17 protein-coding genes are annotated in these 17554 nt (G+C 46.1%); 13 read left to right on the top strand and 4 right to left on the bottom strand.

Annotated features, from left to right (window positions below; genetic code table 11):
- The first annotated feature begins 358 nt into the window (after nucleotides 1-358).
- The 4 genes from nrdD to EWA64_RS19310 all read left to right on the top strand — a co-directional run bounded on the left by nrdD (nucleotide 359) and on the right by EWA64_RS19310 (nucleotide 5029).
- Nucleotides 359-2479 (top strand): anaerobic ribonucleoside-triphosphate reductase, encoded by a 2121-nt coding sequence (nrdD, locus tag EWA64_RS19325; RefSeq protein ID WP_061894585.1) that lies wholly within the window; start codon nucleotides 359-361, stop codon nucleotides 2477-2479.
- Nucleotides 2480-2541: 62 nt separating this feature from the next.
- The gene (gene nrdG / locus EWA64_RS19320; protein WP_061894586.1) at nucleotides 2542-3009 is read left to right on the top strand and encodes an anaerobic ribonucleoside-triphosphate reductase-activating protein; all 468 of its coding nucleotides are present in this window, start codon (nucleotides 2542-2544) and stop codon (nucleotides 3007-3009) included.
- A gap of 192 nt (nucleotides 3010-3201) precedes the next feature.
- Nucleotides 3202-4389 (top strand): amino acid aminotransferase, encoded by a 1188-nt coding sequence (locus EWA64_RS19315; RefSeq protein ID WP_061894587.1) that lies wholly within the window; start codon nucleotides 3202-3204, stop codon nucleotides 4387-4389.
- 13 nt (nucleotides 4390-4402) lie between these two features.
- Nucleotides 4403-5029 (top strand): ATP-dependent zinc protease family protein, encoded by a 627-nt coding sequence (locus EWA64_RS19310; protein WP_061894588.1) that lies wholly within the window; start codon nucleotides 4403-4405, stop codon nucleotides 5027-5029.
- A gap of 40 nt (nucleotides 5030-5069) precedes the next feature.
- Here EWA64_RS19310 and EWA64_RS19305 read toward each other — a convergent pair whose 3' ends face one another.
- Together EWA64_RS19305 and EWA64_RS19300 are read right to left on the bottom strand one after the other, a co-directional pair.
- The gene (locus tag EWA64_RS19305) at nucleotides 5070-5606 is read right to left on the bottom strand and encodes a hypothetical protein (protein WP_061894679.1); all 537 of its coding nucleotides are present in this window, start codon (nucleotides 5604-5606) and stop codon (nucleotides 5070-5072) included.
- Between the two features lie 138 nt (nucleotides 5607-5744).
- Nucleotides 5745-6113, bottom strand: coding sequence for a YgiW/YdeI family stress tolerance OB fold protein (locus EWA64_RS19300; RefSeq protein WP_061894680.1), 369 nt, complete (start codon nucleotides 6111-6113; stop codon nucleotides 5745-5747).
- 149 nt (nucleotides 6114-6262) lie between these two features.
- Here EWA64_RS19300 and EWA64_RS19295 point away from each other — a divergent pair, with 149 nt between their 5' ends.
- Genes EWA64_RS19295 through modC form a run of 4 tightly spaced genes read left to right on the top strand, consistent with a single transcriptional unit; the run spans nucleotide 6263 to nucleotide 10273 of the window.
- Nucleotides 6263-7714: a cobyric acid synthase gene (locus tag EWA64_RS19295; protein ID WP_061894681.1), complete on the top strand. Its 1452-nt coding sequence runs from the start codon at nucleotides 6263-6265 to the stop codon at nucleotides 7712-7714.
- A gap of 14 nt (nucleotides 7715-7728) precedes the next feature.
- The gene (modA, locus tag EWA64_RS19290; protein WP_061894589.1) at nucleotides 7729-8484 is read left to right on the top strand and encodes a molybdate ABC transporter substrate-binding protein; all 756 of its coding nucleotides are present in this window, start codon (nucleotides 7729-7731) and stop codon (nucleotides 8482-8484) included.
- Nucleotides 8481-9170: a molybdate ABC transporter permease subunit gene (gene modB, locus EWA64_RS19285; RefSeq protein WP_061894590.1), complete on the top strand. Its 690-nt coding sequence runs from the start codon at nucleotides 8481-8483 to the stop codon at nucleotides 9168-9170. The genes modA and modB overlap by 4 nt, the downstream gene beginning before the upstream one ends.
- A complete protein-coding gene (gene modC, locus EWA64_RS19280) occupies nucleotides 9167-10273 on the top strand; it encodes a molybdenum ABC transporter ATP-binding protein ModC (protein ID WP_061894591.1) in 1107 nt (368 codons plus the stop codon). The genes modB and modC overlap by 4 nt, the downstream gene beginning before the upstream one ends.
- 190 nt (nucleotides 10274-10463) lie before the next feature.
- Here modC and EWA64_RS19275 read toward each other — a convergent pair whose 3' ends face one another.
- Nucleotides 10464-10901, bottom strand: coding sequence for a DUF3069 domain-containing protein (locus EWA64_RS19275; protein ID WP_061894592.1), 438 nt, complete (start codon nucleotides 10899-10901; stop codon nucleotides 10464-10466).
- A 139-nt stretch (nucleotides 10902-11040) separates the two neighbouring features.
- Between EWA64_RS19275 and EWA64_RS19270 the strand changes: the two genes are divergently transcribed.
- The gene (locus EWA64_RS19270) at nucleotides 11041-12009 is read left to right on the top strand and encodes a GGDEF domain-containing response regulator (RefSeq protein WP_061894593.1); all 969 of its coding nucleotides are present in this window, start codon (nucleotides 11041-11043) and stop codon (nucleotides 12007-12009) included.
- A 43-nt stretch (nucleotides 12010-12052) separates the two neighbouring features.
- Here the strand turns inward: EWA64_RS19270 and EWA64_RS19265 are convergent, their stop codons facing one another.
- On the bottom strand, nucleotides 12053-13297 hold the full coding sequence (locus EWA64_RS19265) for a GGDEF domain-containing protein (protein WP_061894594.1): 1245 nt from the start codon (nucleotides 13295-13297) through the stop codon (nucleotides 12053-12055).
- A 204-nt stretch (nucleotides 13298-13501) separates the two neighbouring features.
- Here EWA64_RS19265 and EWA64_RS19260 point away from each other — a divergent pair, with 204 nt between their 5' ends.
- The 4 genes from EWA64_RS19260 to pntB all read left to right on the top strand — a co-directional run bounded on the left by EWA64_RS19260 (nucleotide 13502) and on the right by pntB (nucleotide 17438).
- Nucleotides 13502-13879: a late competence development ComFB family protein gene (locus EWA64_RS19260; RefSeq protein ID WP_061894595.1), complete on the top strand. Its 378-nt coding sequence runs from the start codon at nucleotides 13502-13504 to the stop codon at nucleotides 13877-13879.
- An 8-nt stretch (nucleotides 13880-13887) separates the two neighbouring features.
- On the top strand, nucleotides 13888-14169 hold the full coding sequence (locus tag EWA64_RS19255; protein ID WP_061894596.1) for an HlyU family transcriptional regulator: 282 nt from the start codon (nucleotides 13888-13890) through the stop codon (nucleotides 14167-14169).
- Between the two features lie 304 nt (nucleotides 14170-14473).
- The gene (gene pntA / locus EWA64_RS19250; protein ID WP_061894597.1) at nucleotides 14474-16030 is read left to right on the top strand and encodes a Re/Si-specific NAD(P)(+) transhydrogenase subunit alpha; all 1557 of its coding nucleotides are present in this window, start codon (nucleotides 14474-14476) and stop codon (nucleotides 16028-16030) included.
- Nucleotides 16031-16043: 13 nt separating this feature from the next.
- The gene (gene pntB, locus EWA64_RS19245) at nucleotides 16044-17438 is read left to right on the top strand and encodes a Re/Si-specific NAD(P)(+) transhydrogenase subunit beta (RefSeq protein ID WP_061894598.1); all 1395 of its coding nucleotides are present in this window, start codon (nucleotides 16044-16046) and stop codon (nucleotides 17436-17438) included.
- Nucleotides 17439-17554: the final 116 nt, after the last annotated feature.

Below are 17554 nucleotides of genomic sequence, written 5' to 3'. Positions count from 1 at the left end.
GCTAAAGCAGACCATAGCAATCCTAAACAAATCAAAAAAAGTACACAGAGTCGTCTCTTCATCACCAATTATTCCCAAGTCATTCGGCAAGCCTTTATCCTACAAGAGCTCAAAAAATTTCAAGCAGAAAAGAGCACATTTTTGCAATTTTCACGCTTTTCTTCCTAACTGAGATCGCTGCCGACAAGATCGATTTGATCTTAATCCATACCCCATTTTTGTTGATCAAAATCAATACCGAGGGCGACGGCTTTTCGTTAAATACGCCACAACATATAGTGCCAGTCGGATAAAAAATAACCCTATATAGTGTGTTTGTGGATAACTCTGTGAGTATGCTAAGGGTAAGGAGAAGAAAGTGAAACCAATCGTAATCAAGCGTGATGGCTCTAGGGCTCCATTTAGCCGCGATCGTATTCAAGCTGCGGTAGAAGCGGCTGCCGAGCATGTGGATAAAGAAATCGCCATTTATGCCCTTAACGTTGCTTTAGCGGTTGAATTGCAGCTAAAAGATCACGATGAAGTTCACATTCACGAAATCCAGACCTTAGTTGAAAATGAACTGATGCAAGGCCCTTACAAATCACTTGCCCGAGCATACATTGAGTACCGTCATGATCGTGATATTGCGCGCGAAAAACAGAGTACGCTGACGCGAGAAATCGAAGGATTGATTGAAGAGAGCAATGTTGATCTTATCAATGAAAACGCCAACAAAGACGGTAAAGTCATCCCAACTCAGCGTGATTTGCTCGCAGGTATTGTTGCCAAGCACTATGCCAAAACGCATATTTTGCCAAGAGATGTCGTACAGGCACACGATGAGGGCGATATTCACTACCACGATCTAGACTATGCGCCTTTTTTCCCTATGTTTAACTGCATGTTGATAGATCTGAAGGGAATGCTGACACACGGTTTTAAAATGGGGAACGCAGAAATTGACACGCCAAAGTCGATTTCCACCGCGACCGCCGTTACCGCGCAAATCATTGCTCAGGTTGCCAGCCATATTTACGGCGGAACGACAATTAATCGCATTGATGAAGTGCTTGAGCCCTATGTGATGGCGAGCTATGAGAAGCACTTCGACATCGCGCGTGAATGGGATATCTATGACCCAGAAGGTTTTGCACGTGCTCGTACCGAGAAAGAGTGTTATGACGCATTTCAATCATTGGAATATGAAGTGAACACCCTACATACCGCGAATGGGCAAACGCCGTTTGTCACTTTTGGTTTTGGTCTTGGCACCAGTTGGGCATCGAAACTTATCCAGCGATCAATTTTGAAAAACCGTATCGCGGGTCTGGGCAAAAATCGCAAAACTGCCGTTTTTCCTAAATTGGTCTTTGCTATCAAAGATGGCCTCAACCATAAACCAGCAGATCCTAATTACGACATCAAACAGCTGGCATTAGAATGTGCTTCTAAGCGTATGTACCCGGATATCCTTAACTACGACAAAGTGGTTGAAGTGACCGGTTCTTTCAAAACACCGATGGGATGCCGCAGCTTTTTAAGCACTTACGAAGAAAATGGCGAACTGATCCATGAAGGGCGTAACAATCTCGGTGTGGTGAGCCTCAACTTGCCACGTATTGCACTCAAAGCCGCTGGTGATGAGCAGCGTTTTTATCAATTGCTGGATGAGAAACTGAAGCTAGCCCGTCGCGCTTTAGAAACACGTATTAGCCGTTTAGAGAATGTTAAAGCGCGCGTTGCACCGATTCTTTACATGGAAGGGGCGTGTGGTGTGCGTTTGAAGGCAGACCAAGCGATCGCCGACATATTCAAACATGGCCGAGCGTCCATTTCTCTTGGTTACATCGGTATCCATGAAACCATTAACGCGCTGTATCGCGATGGTACGCACGTTTATGATGATGCAAGTCTACGAGACAAGGCGCTAGAGATTGTCAAACGCATGAAAGCGGCCGTAGATCTGTGGACAGAGGAGACTGGTTACGGATTTAGCCTCTATGGCACGCCAAGTGAAAATCTGTGCAGCCGTTTCTGCCGAATTGACACCAAAGAGTTTGGCGTGATTGCGGGCGTGACCGACAAAGGTTACTACACCAATAGCTTTCATTTGGATGTGGAGAAAAAGGTCAACCCTTACGATAAGATCGATTTCGAAATGCCTTATCCGGAAATTTCCAGCGGTGGGTTTATCTGCTATGGCGAATTTCCAAACATGCAAAACAACATCGAAGCGCTGGAAAACGTCTGGGATTACAGCTACACCCGCGTGCCTTACTACGGCACCAACACCCCTATCGACGAGTGCTATGAGTGTGGTTACAACGGAGAATTTGACTGCACCAGCAAAGGGTTCACCTGCCCGAAATGTGGTAACCATGATTCCTCAAAAGTGTCCGTGACTCGCCGGGTGTGTGGCTATTTAGGTAGTCCAGACGCACGGCCGTTCAACTTCGGCAAGCAGGAAGAAGTGATTCGTCGAGTGAAACATCTCTAGTTGTAAAAAAGATAAGGAGTCAACTTTACATGAGTTGGCTCTGCCCTTTGAGAAGGTAAGTGATGAACTATCACCAATATTACCCGGTGGATGTCGTAAATGGACCGGGAACTCGCTGCACACTGTTTGTTTCGGGCTGTGTCCATCAGTGCCGAGGTTGCTACAATCAATCCACGCAGCGTTTAGATTCTGGAACGCCTTTTACCCAAGAGGCGGAGGATAGAATCATCGCTGATCTCAATGATAAGCGGATACCTCGCCGTGGGTTATCGCTATCAGGCGGCGATCCACTTCATCCTGCCAACGTGGCCGATGTGTTGCATTTGGTAAAGCGTGTTCGAGCGGAGTGTCAAGGCAAAGATATCTGGTTGTGGACAGGTTACTGCCTAGATGAACTCGATACCGCGCAACGCGAAGTACTTGGTTATATAGATACCCTAATTGACGGTAAGTTTGAGCAAGACAAAGCAGACCCCAGCCTGAAATGGCGAGGCAGTGCGAATCAAATCATTCATACCTTTACTCTGTGAAACAACGGTTGTACTAGCATAATGCGCTATTCGAGCCTTCTATGTTAATCAAATGTTGCCTGCTTTGGTTTTTTTCACTGAATTGATTGGCAAGGTAAAAATTTGCTTCGTCTTCACAATCCTTTGATGTTAAGTTTTATCTTCCTATCTGGATGACTTCCATCACTTGAATTTCAAAGGGTTGTGACTTTCATGTTTTCTCAATTACCAACACCAGCTTTAGATCCAATTCTTTCATTAACCGTCGCTTTTCGTAACGATCCTCGTCGCGAAAAAGTGGACCTTGGAATTGGTGTTTACAAAAATAGCCAAGGCGAAACGCCCATCATGCGTGCAGTCTCTCAGGCGCAGCATATCGTCGCTGACACACAAAAAACCAAATCTTATGTAGGCCTCGCGGGCTGTGAAGAGTTCAACCAATCGATGGTGGACCTATTGCTAAAAGGCACATCGGTCTTGGATCGCGTGGCCGCAATCCAGACTCCGGGGGCAAGTGGTGCGCTGCGCATGTTGGGCGATTTGATGAAAGTGGCTCAGCCAGACACCACGGTTTGGATTTCGAACCCAAGTTATGTCAATCATAAGCCAGTGATGGAAGCGGCGGGTCTAAAGGTGAAGTATTACCGCTACTTCAGTCCTCTGACTAAGCAGGTGGATACCGAACTCATGCTGCAAGACTTGGCTGGTGCTGGTGTGAATGATGTCGTACTGCTACACGGTTGTTGTCACAACCCGACAGGTGCCGATATTGACTTTTCCGCTTGGCAAGCGATTACCGAACTGGCCGTGAAAAATGGTTTTACGCCGTTTGTCGATATTGCCTATCAAGGTTTTGGAGATGGTCTGGAAGAAGATGCGAAAGGTCTACAATACATGGCCAATCAAGTCGAAGAGATGCTCATCACCACCTCATGTTCGAAGAACTTTGGTTTATATCGTGAGCGTACTGGTGCGGCAATTGTCGTTGGTCAGAGCGCATTGGCAGCACAAAATGCCAAGGGAAAACTCATGACCTTGGCTCGCGCGACATACACTATGCCGCCAGATCACGGCGCCGCTCTGGTAAAAACGGTGCTGCAAGATCAAGCATTAACCACATTGTGGAAGCAAGAACTGCGTGAAATGCAGCAACGTTTGTTAAACCTTCGTCAAACCTTGTGTAATGAATTGAGAAATCAGCACAATACGTCACAATTCGACTTTATTGAAAGCCACAAGGGGATGTTTACTGTGCTAGGCTTTTCACCAGAGCAAATGGGAACGTTGCGTGAAGAATATGGAATTTATGGGGTGGGAGACGGGCGAATCAATATCGCTGGCCTGACAGAAAAGGACATTCCTTACGTAGCTGATGCGATAGTTAAAGTCTCACAACGTTAAACCAGGTGATTGGATGAAGAATTGTAAACTTATTTTACCCTTGCTACTTTGTGGCGGTCTGAGCGCGTGTGTTACAGCCCCCGCACAAGAGGAACAGGTTGAAAATAAGCCAGAAGTCAACAAAGAACAAACCACTGAACAGGCAGTAAAACAGCCTGAACCCATCGAAACGGAACAACCCGTTATTGAGTTAAAGGCAAAAAAAACCTCAGATGGTAAGCTGATTCTCGGTGAAAAAGAGTGGGTTTATGTGCCTGGGTTAGAAGAAGCATTTCGTTCACGTGTTGATACTGGAGCAACCACTTCATCCATTAGCGCCGTTGATATCGTCGATTTTGAGCGTGACGGCAAAGATTGGGTTAAGTTCAAAATCGAACATGACGGTATTCAGAGTAAAGAGATTGCTCTGCCTGTGGAGCGCTGGGTTAAAATTCGTCAATCGAGTGTAGAGGGAACGCAGCGCCGTCCGGTCGTTTTAGCTTGGATTCAAATCGGCGATCTCAAAGAGAAGACGGAGTTTACCTTAACAGACAGAACGCATCTTAGATACCCAATGCTACTCGGACGTAGCTTTTTCAAAGATGTGGCCATTGTTGATGTCTCCCGCAAATATGTTCAGGATAAACCGCAAAATAAATAACAAAAGGGACCAATACGGTCCCTTCGTTTTAATGCTCCAATCAGAAATGGAATCGCACTGACATCAAGATTTGGTGGCCGTAAATGCCGTTGTTACGAATATCGGCGCCTATCGAAAGCTGCTGTGTTGAGTGGAATCTTGCGCCGATACCAATGATGGAGGCCGTTTCATCATTAGAAATAAGTTGTCCAACACGGCCATGAACTTCAATGTTCTCCATCAACCAGATACGGCTGCCTATATTAATTTCGGTCTTCCACTCATCACCAATGGTATCGCTGGAATCTGATTTCACGTTGTGCAAAAGCATTTGGCCGTAAATATCGGCAAACTGCCCCATTGGCCCGTTAAATCCAATCCCCCCCGCGAGATCCCAGTCACCGCTAAATTCACTGTCAAATCGCGCGACAATGTGTGTATTTTCAGTGAAGTAGGTATTAAATTCCGCCCCGAACGTTCCGGGGCTCGAACCCATGCGCACCTCAAACATGTTGTAATTAAAATTGTTTGCACTTGCTGCAACTGGGAGCAAAGTACATACACCCAACATTGCCGTTTTGAGAGCTCTACTTAGCATGTGATCTCCGAAGCCAAAAAAATAACGATCCATTATGACAAAAATAGCCTGCAATTAGCAGGCCAAATAAGTATAGGCGATGAAAATCAGTAGCATACCAGCATTTGGGCGAGAATTTAAATACGCTGACTGTGTGGCTTAGAGTATAACGATTTGATCCACCTCGATTTCTGGTATTTTGCCACCTTCATACTCGCCAAATAATCTTAGTTGTGTGGTTTCATTGATCGGCGTAGTCAAATGCACCTTATCATCAAGCTCGACTTGTACCTCCGCGCTGCCATCTGAAAAGAGAAACGTGTCATTGTTTAACTGCTTGATGAACTTACCTTCCACCACCACATTTTTTTCGCTAAACATACTGGTTTCTTGGAGTAAATCTGCCACTTTACTGATTTCAACTGGGCCATTAAATTGAATGCCAGTAGTGTGCTGATAGTCTTTGGCGACCGCGATGCTGGATACTAAGGTCATGGCTGCTGCGGTGGTAAAAAATGCTTTTTTCATTTTACGATTCCTGTGTGGTTCAAGTACGTAATGGATTAAAACAAAGTTCATTTGAACCACATCTGAGAAAGCCATTCATGTTCGATTCATTTCCCCTTTACGGCAAAAAAGGTAAGATAATCAACCTCTCATCATTTAGTAGCGATAGCATGAAATCGACAGTAACAACCCTTATGGTTCAGGGCACCACATCGGATGCGGGAAAGAGCGTTCTCGTGGCAGGACTATGCCGCGTCCTTGCGCGTAAAGGGGTAAAAGTTAGCCCTTTCAAGCCACAGAACATGGCGCTTAATAGCGCGGTGACCAAAGAGGGTGGAGAGATCGGTCGAGCACAGGCGGTTCAAGCGATGGCGTGCAACATAGAACCAAGTGTGCATATGAACCCAGTCTTGATTAAACCCAGTAGCGATACTGGGGCACAGATTATTTTGCAGGGAAAAGCCATCACCAACATGGATGCCTACGGATTTCATAACTACAAAAAAGTGGCGATGGACACCGTACTGGATTCGTTTTCTAAGCTGAAAGAGGCATATCAAGCAATTATGATCGAGGGGGCGGGCAGTCCGGCAGAAATTAACCTAAGAGAAAATGACATCGCCAATATGGGCTTTGCCGAAGCGGCGGATGTGCCGGTTATTATTGTTGCGGACATTGACCGAGGTGGCGTGTTCGCCCATCTCTACGGTACTTTGGCTTTGCTTTCTCCGTCTGAACAAGCGCGGGTAAAAGGTTTTGTGATTAACCGATTTAGAGGTGATATCAAACTGTTGGAATCAGGCCTAGACTGGTTGGAAGAAAAAACCGGCAAACCTGTCATTGGCGTCTTGCCTTATTTGCATGGCCTAAACCTTGAAGCGGAAGATGCAATAACCTCGCAGCAGCAGCTTGGCCAGCAAATCAAGTTGAAAGTGGCGGTCCCTGTGTTTACTCGAATCAGCAATCACACTGACTTTGACGTCCTACGCCTTAATCCTGATATTGATTTGAGATACGTTGGTAAAGGCGAAAGGCTAGATAGGGCTGATTTGATTATTCTGCCCGGATCCAAGTCAGTTCGCGACGATCTGGCTTATCTGCGTGAGCAAGGCTGGGACAGAGACATTCTACGGCATCTACGTTTAGGTGGAAAAGTATTAGGTATCTGCGGGGGTTATCAGATGCTCGGCGAATCGATTGCTGATCCTCTGGGCGTCGAGGGAGCACCGGGAGTCAGTGCTGGCTTAGGATTACTCAATGTGGATACAATTCTCACTGACGAAAAATGTTTGACTAACACCAAAGGGCAATTATCTCTTGACGGTAATTTGGTTACAGTGAGTGGCTATGAAATCCATGTCGGGCGCACGAACGTTCGGGAGACCCAACCCATTGTGTTGGAAAACGGGCAGAGTGAGGGCGCTTTGAGCATTTGTGGCCAAGTAATGGGCAGTTATCTGCACGGCCTATTCGATAGTGAGGCTGCATTAAGCTTGCTTTGCCAGTGGGCAAATGGAGCCCAAATCGAAGCGCGCAATTTTGCACAGCAAAAAGAAGAGGCGATCAATCGTATTGCCGACGCGATCGAAACTCATCTCGATCTCAGCAAATTGAATCTATAAGAGGATGGAAACGCATGAAAAAGTGGCTTAGTTTGATGGTAGCACTATTGGCTTCTTCGAGCGCTTCCGGCCAAGAAGAAGTTAGGGTGTACGCGGCATCGTCATTAACCAACGCCATCTCCGACATCATCGCGATCTATCCTGCGCCAGAAGGGGTTAAAATCACGCCTGTCTATGGAGGTTCTTCATCGTTAGCGCGTCAGCTGGCAAATGGAGCGCCAGGTGATATTTTTATCTCTGCCAACACTAAGTGGATGGACTACTTATCTCAGGAACAACGGATTTCGCGTGACGATGTCACTAATTTGTTGGGGAACCAGTTAGTGGTGATCACCCACAAAGACAATGACGTTACTCTAGATCTCCACTCTGCAGAGCAATGGCAGCAACTCTTGCGCGACGAGAGGCTGGCGATGGGCGATGCTAACTCAGTACCAGCGGGTATGTATGCACGTCAGATGTTCGAAAATTTGCACTTGTGGTCACAAATTGAAAAGCGGGTCGCCCCAAGTAAAAATGTCCGACTGGCACTTGCATTGGTTGAAAGGCGCGAAGCTCTACTGGGCGTGGTGTATCAAACAGATGCTTTACTGTCTGAGAAAGTCAAAGTCGTGAACACGCCTGATCCCGCTTTATATGAGCCGATTATTTATCCTGCTGGTCTACTTTCAGATTCCAAACAAGCGAACGCATTTTACCAGTTTCTCTTTGACGATGAGGCGAAAGCCATCTTTAGTCGCTTTGGTTTCGTTAGTCTGGAGCAACCGTGACAGATTTAGAATATCAAGCACTGCTGCTCAGTGTGAAAGTCGGATTCTATACGGTGCTGTGGCTTTTGCCTTTTGCCATTTTTTTTGCTTGGCTGTTGGCTAGAAAGCAGTTTTTCGGCAAAACCTTACTAGACAGTATGATTCATCTTCCGTTGGTGTTGCCTCCGGTTGTTGTTGGCTACATTTTGCTTGTTGTAATGGGAAGGCAGGGCCTTTTAGGCGCGCCGTTACACCAGCTTCTAGGCATCAGCTTTTCTTTCAATTGGAAGGGGGTTGTACTAGCGTGCTGGGTCGTCTCTTTACCTTTGATGGTAAGAGCCATTCGGCTGAGCTTGGAAAACGTGGACATTAAGTTAGAACAAGCGGCGGCTACCTTGGGCGCATCGCCCTTAAAAGTATTTTTTACGATCACGTTACCACTGATGACGCCGGGGCTAATCACGGGAATCACGCTTGCTTTCGCTCGAAGCCTCGGTGAGTTTGGGGCCACCATCAGTTTTGTTTCCAATATCCCGGGCGAAACACAAACCCTGCCATTGGCCATGTTCAATTTCATCGAAACACCAGGAGCGGAGATGCAAGCGGCCAGATTATGTATTCTCTCTATCGTGATTGCTTTACTCTCTCTTTTTATTTCTGAGTGGCTCAATCGCCGTGCTGCGGCGCGTTTGGGAGTCAAAATATGAATATGTTAACCGTTCGATTTCGCCAACGCCTTGGAGCAAGCGAGTTGGACATTAATCTGACTTTGCCTGCGAGAGGTATCAGTGCCATCTTTGGCCGATCTGGTGCAGGAAAAACTTCCATCATCAACGCTATCAGTGGCTTAACTAAACCACAAAGCGGCCGGATAGATCTGAACAGCACATGCCTGTTCGATTCAATGCAACAAATTGATCTGCCAACACATAAGCGTAAAATTGGCTACGTCTTTCAAGATGCTCGCCTCTTTCCTCACTATAGCGTCGAGGGCAACTTGCGTTTCGGGATGAAGCAAGACAACCCCGCATTGTTTGCAGAAGTCGTTACGCTTCTAGCCTTAGACCCCTTACTCAAGCGTTACCCGGCTTCGCTTTCTGGAGGCGAAAAGCAGCGGGCGGCAATAGGCAGAGCGTTGCTCTCTGAACCTGAATTGTTGCTGATGGATGAGCCTTTGGCATCACTGGATATCCCAAGAAAAAAAGAAGTGATGCCTTTTTTAGAGAGATTGGCTGATCACATTGACATCCCAATCATTTATGTGACTCACAGTTTGCAAGAAATCCTCAGGCTCGCAAGTCATATCGCGGTGGTCGATCAAGGTAAAATTGTCGCCAGCGGCAAATTGGAAGAAATTTGGTCGTCGCAAATATTAAAACCGTGGTTCTCTTTTGCAGATCAAAGCTCGCTGTTTCTCGCTAAAGTTGCTGAGCAGCATGCAAGCTATGCATTGACACGGGTTCAATTAGCAGAAAACGTCTCAATTTGGATCCAAAAAGTGGATGTTTGTCTAGGTGTGGAGATCCGCCTTCAGATTAGAGCGAGCGATGTTTCACTCACCCTGGTGCGTCCAGAGCAAACTTCCATTCGCAATGTGTTGCCTGCGACTATCACCCGCATCGAAAAGCAACATTCATCGGCTGGTCAAGCAAGTGTCAATGTCGAGCTGCGCCTCGAGAATGACTGCCACTTATGGGCAACCATTACGCCTTGGGCTTTGGATGAATTGCAGTTAAGTGTGGGCACACAACTCTTTGCGCAAGTTAAAGGAGTTAGCGTTACGCAGCGTGATATTGCCTTGACGCATTGAAGTAACGTGGTCACTCGGCGTGTAATCAGCGACTACTGAGAGACAGTGTGACGATCAGTAGCGCTGTTTTGAGCGATCTCGATCGACTGTCAATACTTCGTCGCCGTAGCTGTGCAACGAGTTAGATGCATTAGGAAGACGTGTTTTCCTGTGCGACTAAAAAGCTGCTCGTTGAGCAGCTTTCAGACACTTACTTGGCGAATACATCTTTGAAATCGCGCTTTAAGATAGGATCGCGGCGCGCTTTTTTCAGCTGCTTGACCATATCTTTAACACAGTTGAACAAAACGTGATCAAGAAGTTGCGCGCGATAGTTATCTTTTTCTTCTTCAGACATGCCTTCTGGCAATTTCATAGTTGGGAACTCTTCCATCACGTTGATACCAGCAAAGGCTTGGCTGACAGAAATAAGGGCATGAAACTGCTCAAAATTATCCAATACGTTTTGTGCGCTGGCTGGGATGCTGTTCCACGCTTCGCGAACCGTTTCTTCTGATACTTCGTGAATAGACGTCACCATCTCATACATGGCTTCCGGCACCTGATCAAACTCAATAACCTGACGCAGCTCAGGTGAAACAGTTGATAGGTCGATAGGTTGCTTTTCTGTGTTATTTGCTTCTGACATGACACGTCTCTCGAATGATAAAAAGCGAATAGTAAGTCCAACCCGAAAAAAGTCAACGAATTACGATGCCCTCTGGGTGAAACCAACTGCCTGATATGATATACATTTAATAATAGTATAGAAGCCTCAAGGAAAGGCCATGATTCCAACCTGTTCGTCAATGCGAATCCTACTCGTAGACGATGTTCAACTTGATCGTATGCAACTTGCGATACGTCTCAAACAGTTAGGTCATTTGGTTGAAGCAGTATCGGGTGGAAAAGATGCGCTTGCCGTGTATGCAGACTTCGAACCCGAGCTCGTGTTACTCGATATCAATATGCCAGAAATGGATGGTTTTGCGGTGTCGCAAGCGATCAGAGAAATTTTTGTCGAATGGGTGCCGATCATCTTCTTAAGTAGCTATGAAGAGCCGGAAATGATTGCCCAAGCGATAGAGGCGGGGGGCGATGATTATCTGATCAAGCCAGTCAACAAACTCGTTCTCAGTTCAAAGTTGATTGCCATGCAACGTATCGCAACCATGCGGCGTGAATTAAAGCAAAAAACGGCCAAGTTAGCGGAACTGAATGAGCTTCTCCAACAGCAAGCCAATGAAGATGGCTTGACCAAACTCTTCAACCGACGCTATGTCGATCAGCAGTTGGCTGAAATGATTGGTTGGCATGGACGTCACCAAACGCCGGTCAGTCTTATCTTGCTCGACGTAGATCATTTCAAAGCGTTCAATGATAACTACGGGCATATCGAGGGCGACAAATGTTTACAAGAAATTGCACGAAACATCAAAGCGCTCTTTAATCGTTCGGGCGAGTGTGTCGGTCGCTATGGCGGGGAGGAGTTCGTCGTTGTGCTCGGTGGAGTTCACCATCAGCAGGCATTACACGCAGCAGAGAGAGTGCAAGGCATGATGAATCGTCTCGCTTATTGTCATAACTATTCAGATGTTGCTCGTTTTGTGACATTGTCACAAGGAGTGTTTACCTTTGTCCCGCAAGGCAACGAAGAGATTGAATGGATTTACAAGCAAGCTGACCACGCCCTTTATCAAGCAAAGTTAGCGGGGCGCAATCAATATGTCTCTGCTGAATCTTGCACCGCGATTTAAGTGCTTTCGCGCTCGCTCAGCTCAAACAGTTCAGAAGTCAGTCTCACTCTAACTTCATTTTAACTTGGTTTCGGCCCGCCTTTTTCGCTTGATAGAGGGCCTCATCAGCCAACGTGCGAATGGCATCGGGATCTTTAGAGGTTCTGCTGTCGGATAAACCAATACTCACCGTTACATTGACGGTTTTGGGTTTATCATTCGCATTTCCACGGCGTCTTTTACCATCACTGTGATTATCCGGACGAGTTTCATCATCTCGAATTACCAGCTTGTAGCTTTCAATGTCAGCGCGAATATCGTCGAGATACTCTTCAACCTCACGTGCACTTTTGCCTTTAAATACAATCACAAACTCCTCACCGCCGTAGCGATAAACTTTTGCGCCACCATTGATGTTCAGAAGACGTGAGCCAACCAACTTCAGAACATCGTCACCAGTATCGTGACCATAGGTATCGTTAAACTTTTTAAAGTGATCCACATCAACCATAGCGATAGCAAATTTTCTTCCCAAATGCTTTAAGTCCATTTCTAACGCACGTCTGCCAGGAATCTGAGTGAGGACATCAATGAATGCAAGCTCATGGCTCGCCGAAATAACATAGATGATCAATAAGATACCAGCGAGTGAAAACATGGTGCTAGAGATGTATTTCACATCAAAAAAGATAAAAGTCACTGACGCAAATAATAGGCAAGAGTAGATCACGACTTCAATTGGGCGGTTGTGCATCAGCACGAGAATAGCAGTACTAAGAACCACACCTATATAGTATGCAACCAATACGAAAGGGAGTTTCGACACATAAGGAATTGAAAACAAGATTCCTTTTCCCCATAGTGCAACTCCTGCTTCGTTGAAGTAATCGAGAGACACATACGACCAAAGCAATAAGGTGGCGAGTACCGAGAGGTAAATCGCGATCGAGCGATGGTGCATGCCGGTTGCATTAAACAGATAGACAATAAAACATGCACTCGGTAATAGAAAGGCAAGCAGAGATAATTCGATCAGCGCGGAACCGGATGAAAGGGGAATCTGAAGCCGATTCTGAATCACAGAGTACGCCATCAGCATCGCCATCGATATCATGGCAATTCTACCTTGCTTAAAGACACTGCAGAGTAAAAACGCGGTAATCAGAAAGAAATAAGGTAAGTTAGCGGCCAGGCCCCAATTGGCTTGTGTGACTAAAATGATGTTGTCCATACCAAAAAAGATGATCCCGAGTAAAAATAGGGGGAAAATCATTCTGAACTGTGCAGAGGTAACGAACGGTAATGCCATTAAAAGCCGCTATCCTATAAAACAAACTTATGTGTCGAGTAACCTGCTAGGATACGATTATTTCTCGATTTTCCAAGCTTTTTGCTAAACTTAGTGGGGAATTATTGACGGTGTTGGTAAAAGTTAAATGCACAGCTTGGACGCCGATAAAACCTTAGTATAGAGTGGCTGAAATAGACTCAATTAAAACAAGGAGTTGTATAGATGCAAATTAGTGTAGATGTACATAACTACATGGAAACTTTAGTGGGTCAGGTGCTCGCTCGAGAAGAATATACACAGGAGTTCACATCGGAGCAATTAGCCGATTTGGCGTGTTTGGCGCTTGTGCAACTGAAACCCGTCTATATCAGGCATGATATTGATTTTTTGTCGGCATTACCGGAAGCTCGATTGGTGCAATTTAAAAGAAATAGCGAAATTGCGGTAAAAAATGCAGAAAGTATGATTATTGACGACCGAAGACAAAATCGTAGTTTCGATGATGTACCTGTGGTCTTTTCGCACGTCAATTATGATGATGACGCGACGCTAGAGTGGTTTGAAAAACCAATATTGCCAACACATAAAGCACATAAATAAGAGGTTAAATGGGACTTTTTTCGCGTCTGTTTGGTTTAAAAACGAAGCCAGTTGAGCAACTGCAGGTTGAGGCTGTTGAGTATAAGGGGTATTTGATATACCCGGAGAGCAAAGCTGAGGGAGGGCAATTCCGAGTCTCTGGACGTATCACTAAGGAGAACGAAGGTGTCCTAAAAACCCACCAATTTATACGTTCTGATCTCCTATCATCGGAAAGCGATGCTAACGAACTGATGATTAAAAAATCACAAATGTTTATCGACCAAATGAAAGACGACATATTTAATTAAAAGTATCTCAGGATTTGATTCCAGTCATCTTTGCTAGAGCCATTAGTGTTTATGCTGATGGCTCTTTTTGTTTTGACACAAAAGTGTAATCTATGTGGTTGTAAAATAACCAATAATTTAAGGTCTGGTTGGACCTCTGTCTTGTTAGTGCATCATTGTTTTATCTCATGAAGTGCGTAGAGTTCATTCATTACGTGGGGTTATATGTAATGAAATTTTGTATTTTAACTACAAAATGCTTGAAGTCGTATTCTGTGTCCGATACAAAAAGATGAGTAACAAGACCAATAGTCAAGGAATAGCTATGCAAGTTGGTGTACCAAGAGAACGACTCGCGGGAGAAACGCGGGTTGCTGCATCGCCTAGTTCGGTTGAGCAGCTAATAAAATTAGGTTTCGATGTAGTCATCGAAACGCAAGCGGGGGCTTTGGCGAGCTTCGAGGATGCAGCTTACGCAGCGGCTGGTGCGAAGTTAGTCTCGTCTGAAGAGGCGTGGAAATCAGAGCTGATCTTGAAAGTTAATGCGCCAATCGTTGACAGTGAAAATGGCATCGATGAAATCGCATTGCTACAAGAAGGTGCAACCTTAGTCAGTTTTATTTGGCCAGCGCAAAATCCTCAGTTGATGGAGCAACTATCTAGCAAAAAAATCAACGTATTAGCTATGGACGCGGTGCCTCGAATTTCGCGCGCTCAAGCGCTTGATGCGCTCTCATCCATGGCGAATATTGCTGGTTACCGTGCGGTAGTCGAAGCTGCACATGAATTTGGGCGCTTTTTTACGGGACAGATTACTGCTGCAGGTAAAGTTCCGCCAGCAAAAGTGTTTGTTGCAGGGGCAGGGGTTGCAGGTCTGGCGGCCATCGGTGCGGCAGGTAGCCTTGGCGCAATCGTGCGTGCATTCGACGTTCGTCCTGAAGTGAAAGAACAAGTCGAGTCCATGGGCGCGCAATTTCTTTCGGTCGATTACCAAGAAGCGGCAGGTAGCGGTGATGGTTATGCTAAAGAAATGTCCGATGACTTTAACAAAAAGGCCGCTGAGTTGTATGCAACCCAGGCAAAAGATGTTGATATCATCATTACAACGGCATTAATTCCTGGCAAACCGGCACCTAAGTTAATCACTAAAGAGATGGTCGACAGCATGAAGCCCGGCAGTGTGATCGTAGACTTAGCCGCTGCAAACGGCGGTAACTGCGAATACACGGTGGCCAATCAAGTTTTTACGACCGCAAATGGCGTAAAAGTCATTGGTTACACCGACATGGTGGGAAGATTACCGACTCAGTCGTCTCAATTGTACGCGACCAATTTAGTCAACCTTTTTAAACTGCTGTGTAAAGAGAAAGATGGCACGATTAACATCGACTTTGAAGACGTTGTGCTTCGCGGCGTAACCGTAGTCAAAGAAGGTGAAGTCACTTGGCCAGCGCCGCCAATTCAAGTCTCCGCTCAGCCCCAATCTCAGCCGAAAGTTGCCGCCAAAGTAGAAAAGAAAGCCGAAGAGCCTGTTTCTCCGGTGAAGAAACTGCTTGGCCTTGCTGCCGCTGTTGGCGCATTTGCTTGGATTGCGTCTGTGGCTCCTGCCGCTTTCTTGTCTCACTTTACCGTGTTTGTTTTGGCTTGTGTGGTGGGTTACTACGTCGTTTGGAACGTGACTCATGCGTTACACACACCCTTGATGTCAGTCACGAACGCTATCTCGGGCATTATTGTCGTTGGTGCGCTTTTGCAGATAGGCCAAGGAAATGGGGCCGTTACCTTCTTGGCATTTATTGCCATATTAATTGCGAGTATTAACATCTTTGGTGGCTTTACGGTGACCAAGCGTATGCTCGAAATGTTCCGCAAAGATAAATAATAGGGAGTCATCAATGTCTGCAGGATTAGTACAGGCGGCATACATCGTTGCTGCTCTATTTTTCATCTTAAGTTTGGCGGGATTGTCCAAACAGGAATCGGCTCGTGCGGGGAACTATTACGGAATCGCGGGGATGTCGATCGCCTTAATCGCGACCGTTTTTAGCCCGAGTGCACAAGGGTTTGCGTGGGTGATTCTCGCCATGGTGATCGGCGGTGGTATTGGTATTCACTTTGCGAAAAAAGTTGAAATGACCGAAATGCCAGAGCTGGTTGCAATTTTGCACAGTTTCGTGGGTATGGCGGCCGTGTTGGTTGGCTACAACAGCTTCATCGAGCCACCACAACCAGTTTCTGTCGATGTCGCAGGAATGCACGCAGAGCATGTGATCCATTTAGTGGAAGTTTTCCTTGGTGTGTTTATCGGTGCGGTAACCTTTACTGGTTCTATCGTTGCGTTTGGTAAGTTACGTGGAGTGATCTCTTCTTCGCCGCTAAACTTGCCGCATAAGCACAAAATGAACTTAGCAGCGATCGTCGTTTCTACTCTACTGATGATCTACTTTGTGAAAACCGACGGAAGCCTGTTTGCGCTCATCGTGATGACGCTAATCGCGTTTGCGTTTGGTTACCACCTAGTGGCGTCCATCGGTGGGGCAGATATGCCAGTGGTGGTTTCAATGCTTAACTCCTACTCAGGTTGGGCAGCTGCGGCAGCTGGCTTTATGCTGGCAAACGATTTGCTGATTGTGACTGGCGCGCTGGTTGGTTCTTCTGGTGCAATTCTCTCTTACATCATGTGTAAAGCCATGAACCGCTCTTTCATCAGTGTTATCGCTGGCGGTTTTGGTCAAGAAGTGGTTATTTCTTCCGATCAAGAATATGGCGAACACCGTGAAGTCAGTGCAGAAGAAGTGGCTGAAATGCTGAAAAACTCAACTTCTGTCATCATTACTCCCGGGTATGGTATGGCCGTGGCACAAGCGCAATATCCCGTCCATGAAATTACCGAAAAACTGCGAGCTCAAGGGATTAATGTCAGATTTGGTATTCACCCAGTCGCGGGCCGCTTGCCAGGTCACATGAACGTTTTGCTTGCAGAAGCGAAAGTGCCTTACGATATCGTGCTCGAGATGGACGAAATTAATGAAGACTTCGCAGAGACCGATACTGTTCTGGTCATTGGTGCAAACGACACGGTTAACCCTGCCGCGCTGGAAGACCCAAATAGTCCGATAGCAGGAATGCCGGTACTAGAGGTATGGCACGCGAAGAACGTTATTGTGTTTAAGCGTTCAATGAACACGGGATACGCTGGTGTTCAAAACCCTCTGTTCTTTAAAGAAAATACCTCGATGCTGTTTGGTGATGCTAAAGAGAGTGTCGACGCCATCTCTAAAGCGCTTTAAACGATACGGTTACTACACTCGAAGGTCGGTGAAAACCGACCTTTTTTATAACAAACGCGAACCTCTGCGTGAAATACCAGTCATAAAATGTCTATTTTTGTGAATATGCTGTATAT

Origin of the sequence: Vibrio cidicii, from assembly GCF_009665415.1 — a bacterium.
Classification (GTDB): domain Bacteria; phylum Pseudomonadota; class Gammaproteobacteria; order Enterobacterales; family Vibrionaceae; genus Vibrio; species Vibrio cidicii.
This window is presented reverse-complemented; position numbering and strand designations above follow the sequence as displayed.

Excerpts from the sequence above, each read along its gene's own strand:
- nrdG (WP_061894586.1), top strand. The coding sequence starts at position 2,542 with ATGAACTATCACCAATATTACCCGGTGGATGTCGTAAATGGACCGGGA.
- EWA64_RS19315 (WP_061894587.1), top strand. The coding sequence starts at position 3,202 with ATGTTTTCTCAATTACCAACACCAGCTTTAGATCCAATTCTTTCATTA.
- EWA64_RS19310 (WP_061894588.1), top strand. The coding sequence starts at position 4,403 with ATGAAGAATTGTAAACTTATTTTACCCTTGCTACTTTGTGGCGGTCTG.
- EWA64_RS19305 (WP_061894679.1), bottom strand. The coding sequence starts at position 5,606 with ATGCTAAGTAGAGCTCTCAAAACGGCAATGTTGGGTGTATGTACTTTG.
- EWA64_RS19300 (WP_061894680.1), bottom strand. The coding sequence starts at position 6,113 with ATGAAAAAAGCATTTTTTACCACCGCAGCAGCCATGACCTTAGTATCC.
- EWA64_RS19295 (WP_061894681.1), top strand. The coding sequence starts at position 6,263 with ATGAAATCGACAGTAACAACCCTTATGGTTCAGGGCACCACATCGGAT.
- modA (WP_061894589.1), top strand. The coding sequence starts at position 7,729 with ATGAAAAAGTGGCTTAGTTTGATGGTAGCACTATTGGCTTCTTCGAGC.
- modC (WP_061894591.1), top strand. The coding sequence starts at position 9,167 with ATGAATATGTTAACCGTTCGATTTCGCCAACGCCTTGGAGCAAGCGAG.
- EWA64_RS19275 (WP_061894592.1), bottom strand. The coding sequence starts at position 10,901 with ATGTCAGAAGCAAATAACACAGAAAAGCAACCTATCGACCTATCAACT.
- EWA64_RS19270 (WP_061894593.1), top strand. The coding sequence starts at position 11,041 with ATGATTCCAACCTGTTCGTCAATGCGAATCCTACTCGTAGACGATGTT.
- EWA64_RS19265 (WP_061894594.1), bottom strand. The coding sequence starts at position 13,297 with ATGGCATTACCGTTCGTTACCTCTGCACAGTTCAGAATGATTTTCCCC.
- EWA64_RS19260 (WP_061894595.1), top strand. The coding sequence starts at position 13,502 with ATGCAAATTAGTGTAGATGTACATAACTACATGGAAACTTTAGTGGGT.
- EWA64_RS19255 (WP_061894596.1), top strand. The coding sequence starts at position 13,888 with ATGGGACTTTTTTCGCGTCTGTTTGGTTTAAAAACGAAGCCAGTTGAG.
- pntA (WP_061894597.1), top strand. The coding sequence starts at position 14,474 with ATGCAAGTTGGTGTACCAAGAGAACGACTCGCGGGAGAAACGCGGGTT.
- pntB (WP_061894598.1), top strand. The coding sequence starts at position 16,044 with ATGTCTGCAGGATTAGTACAGGCGGCATACATCGTTGCTGCTCTATTT.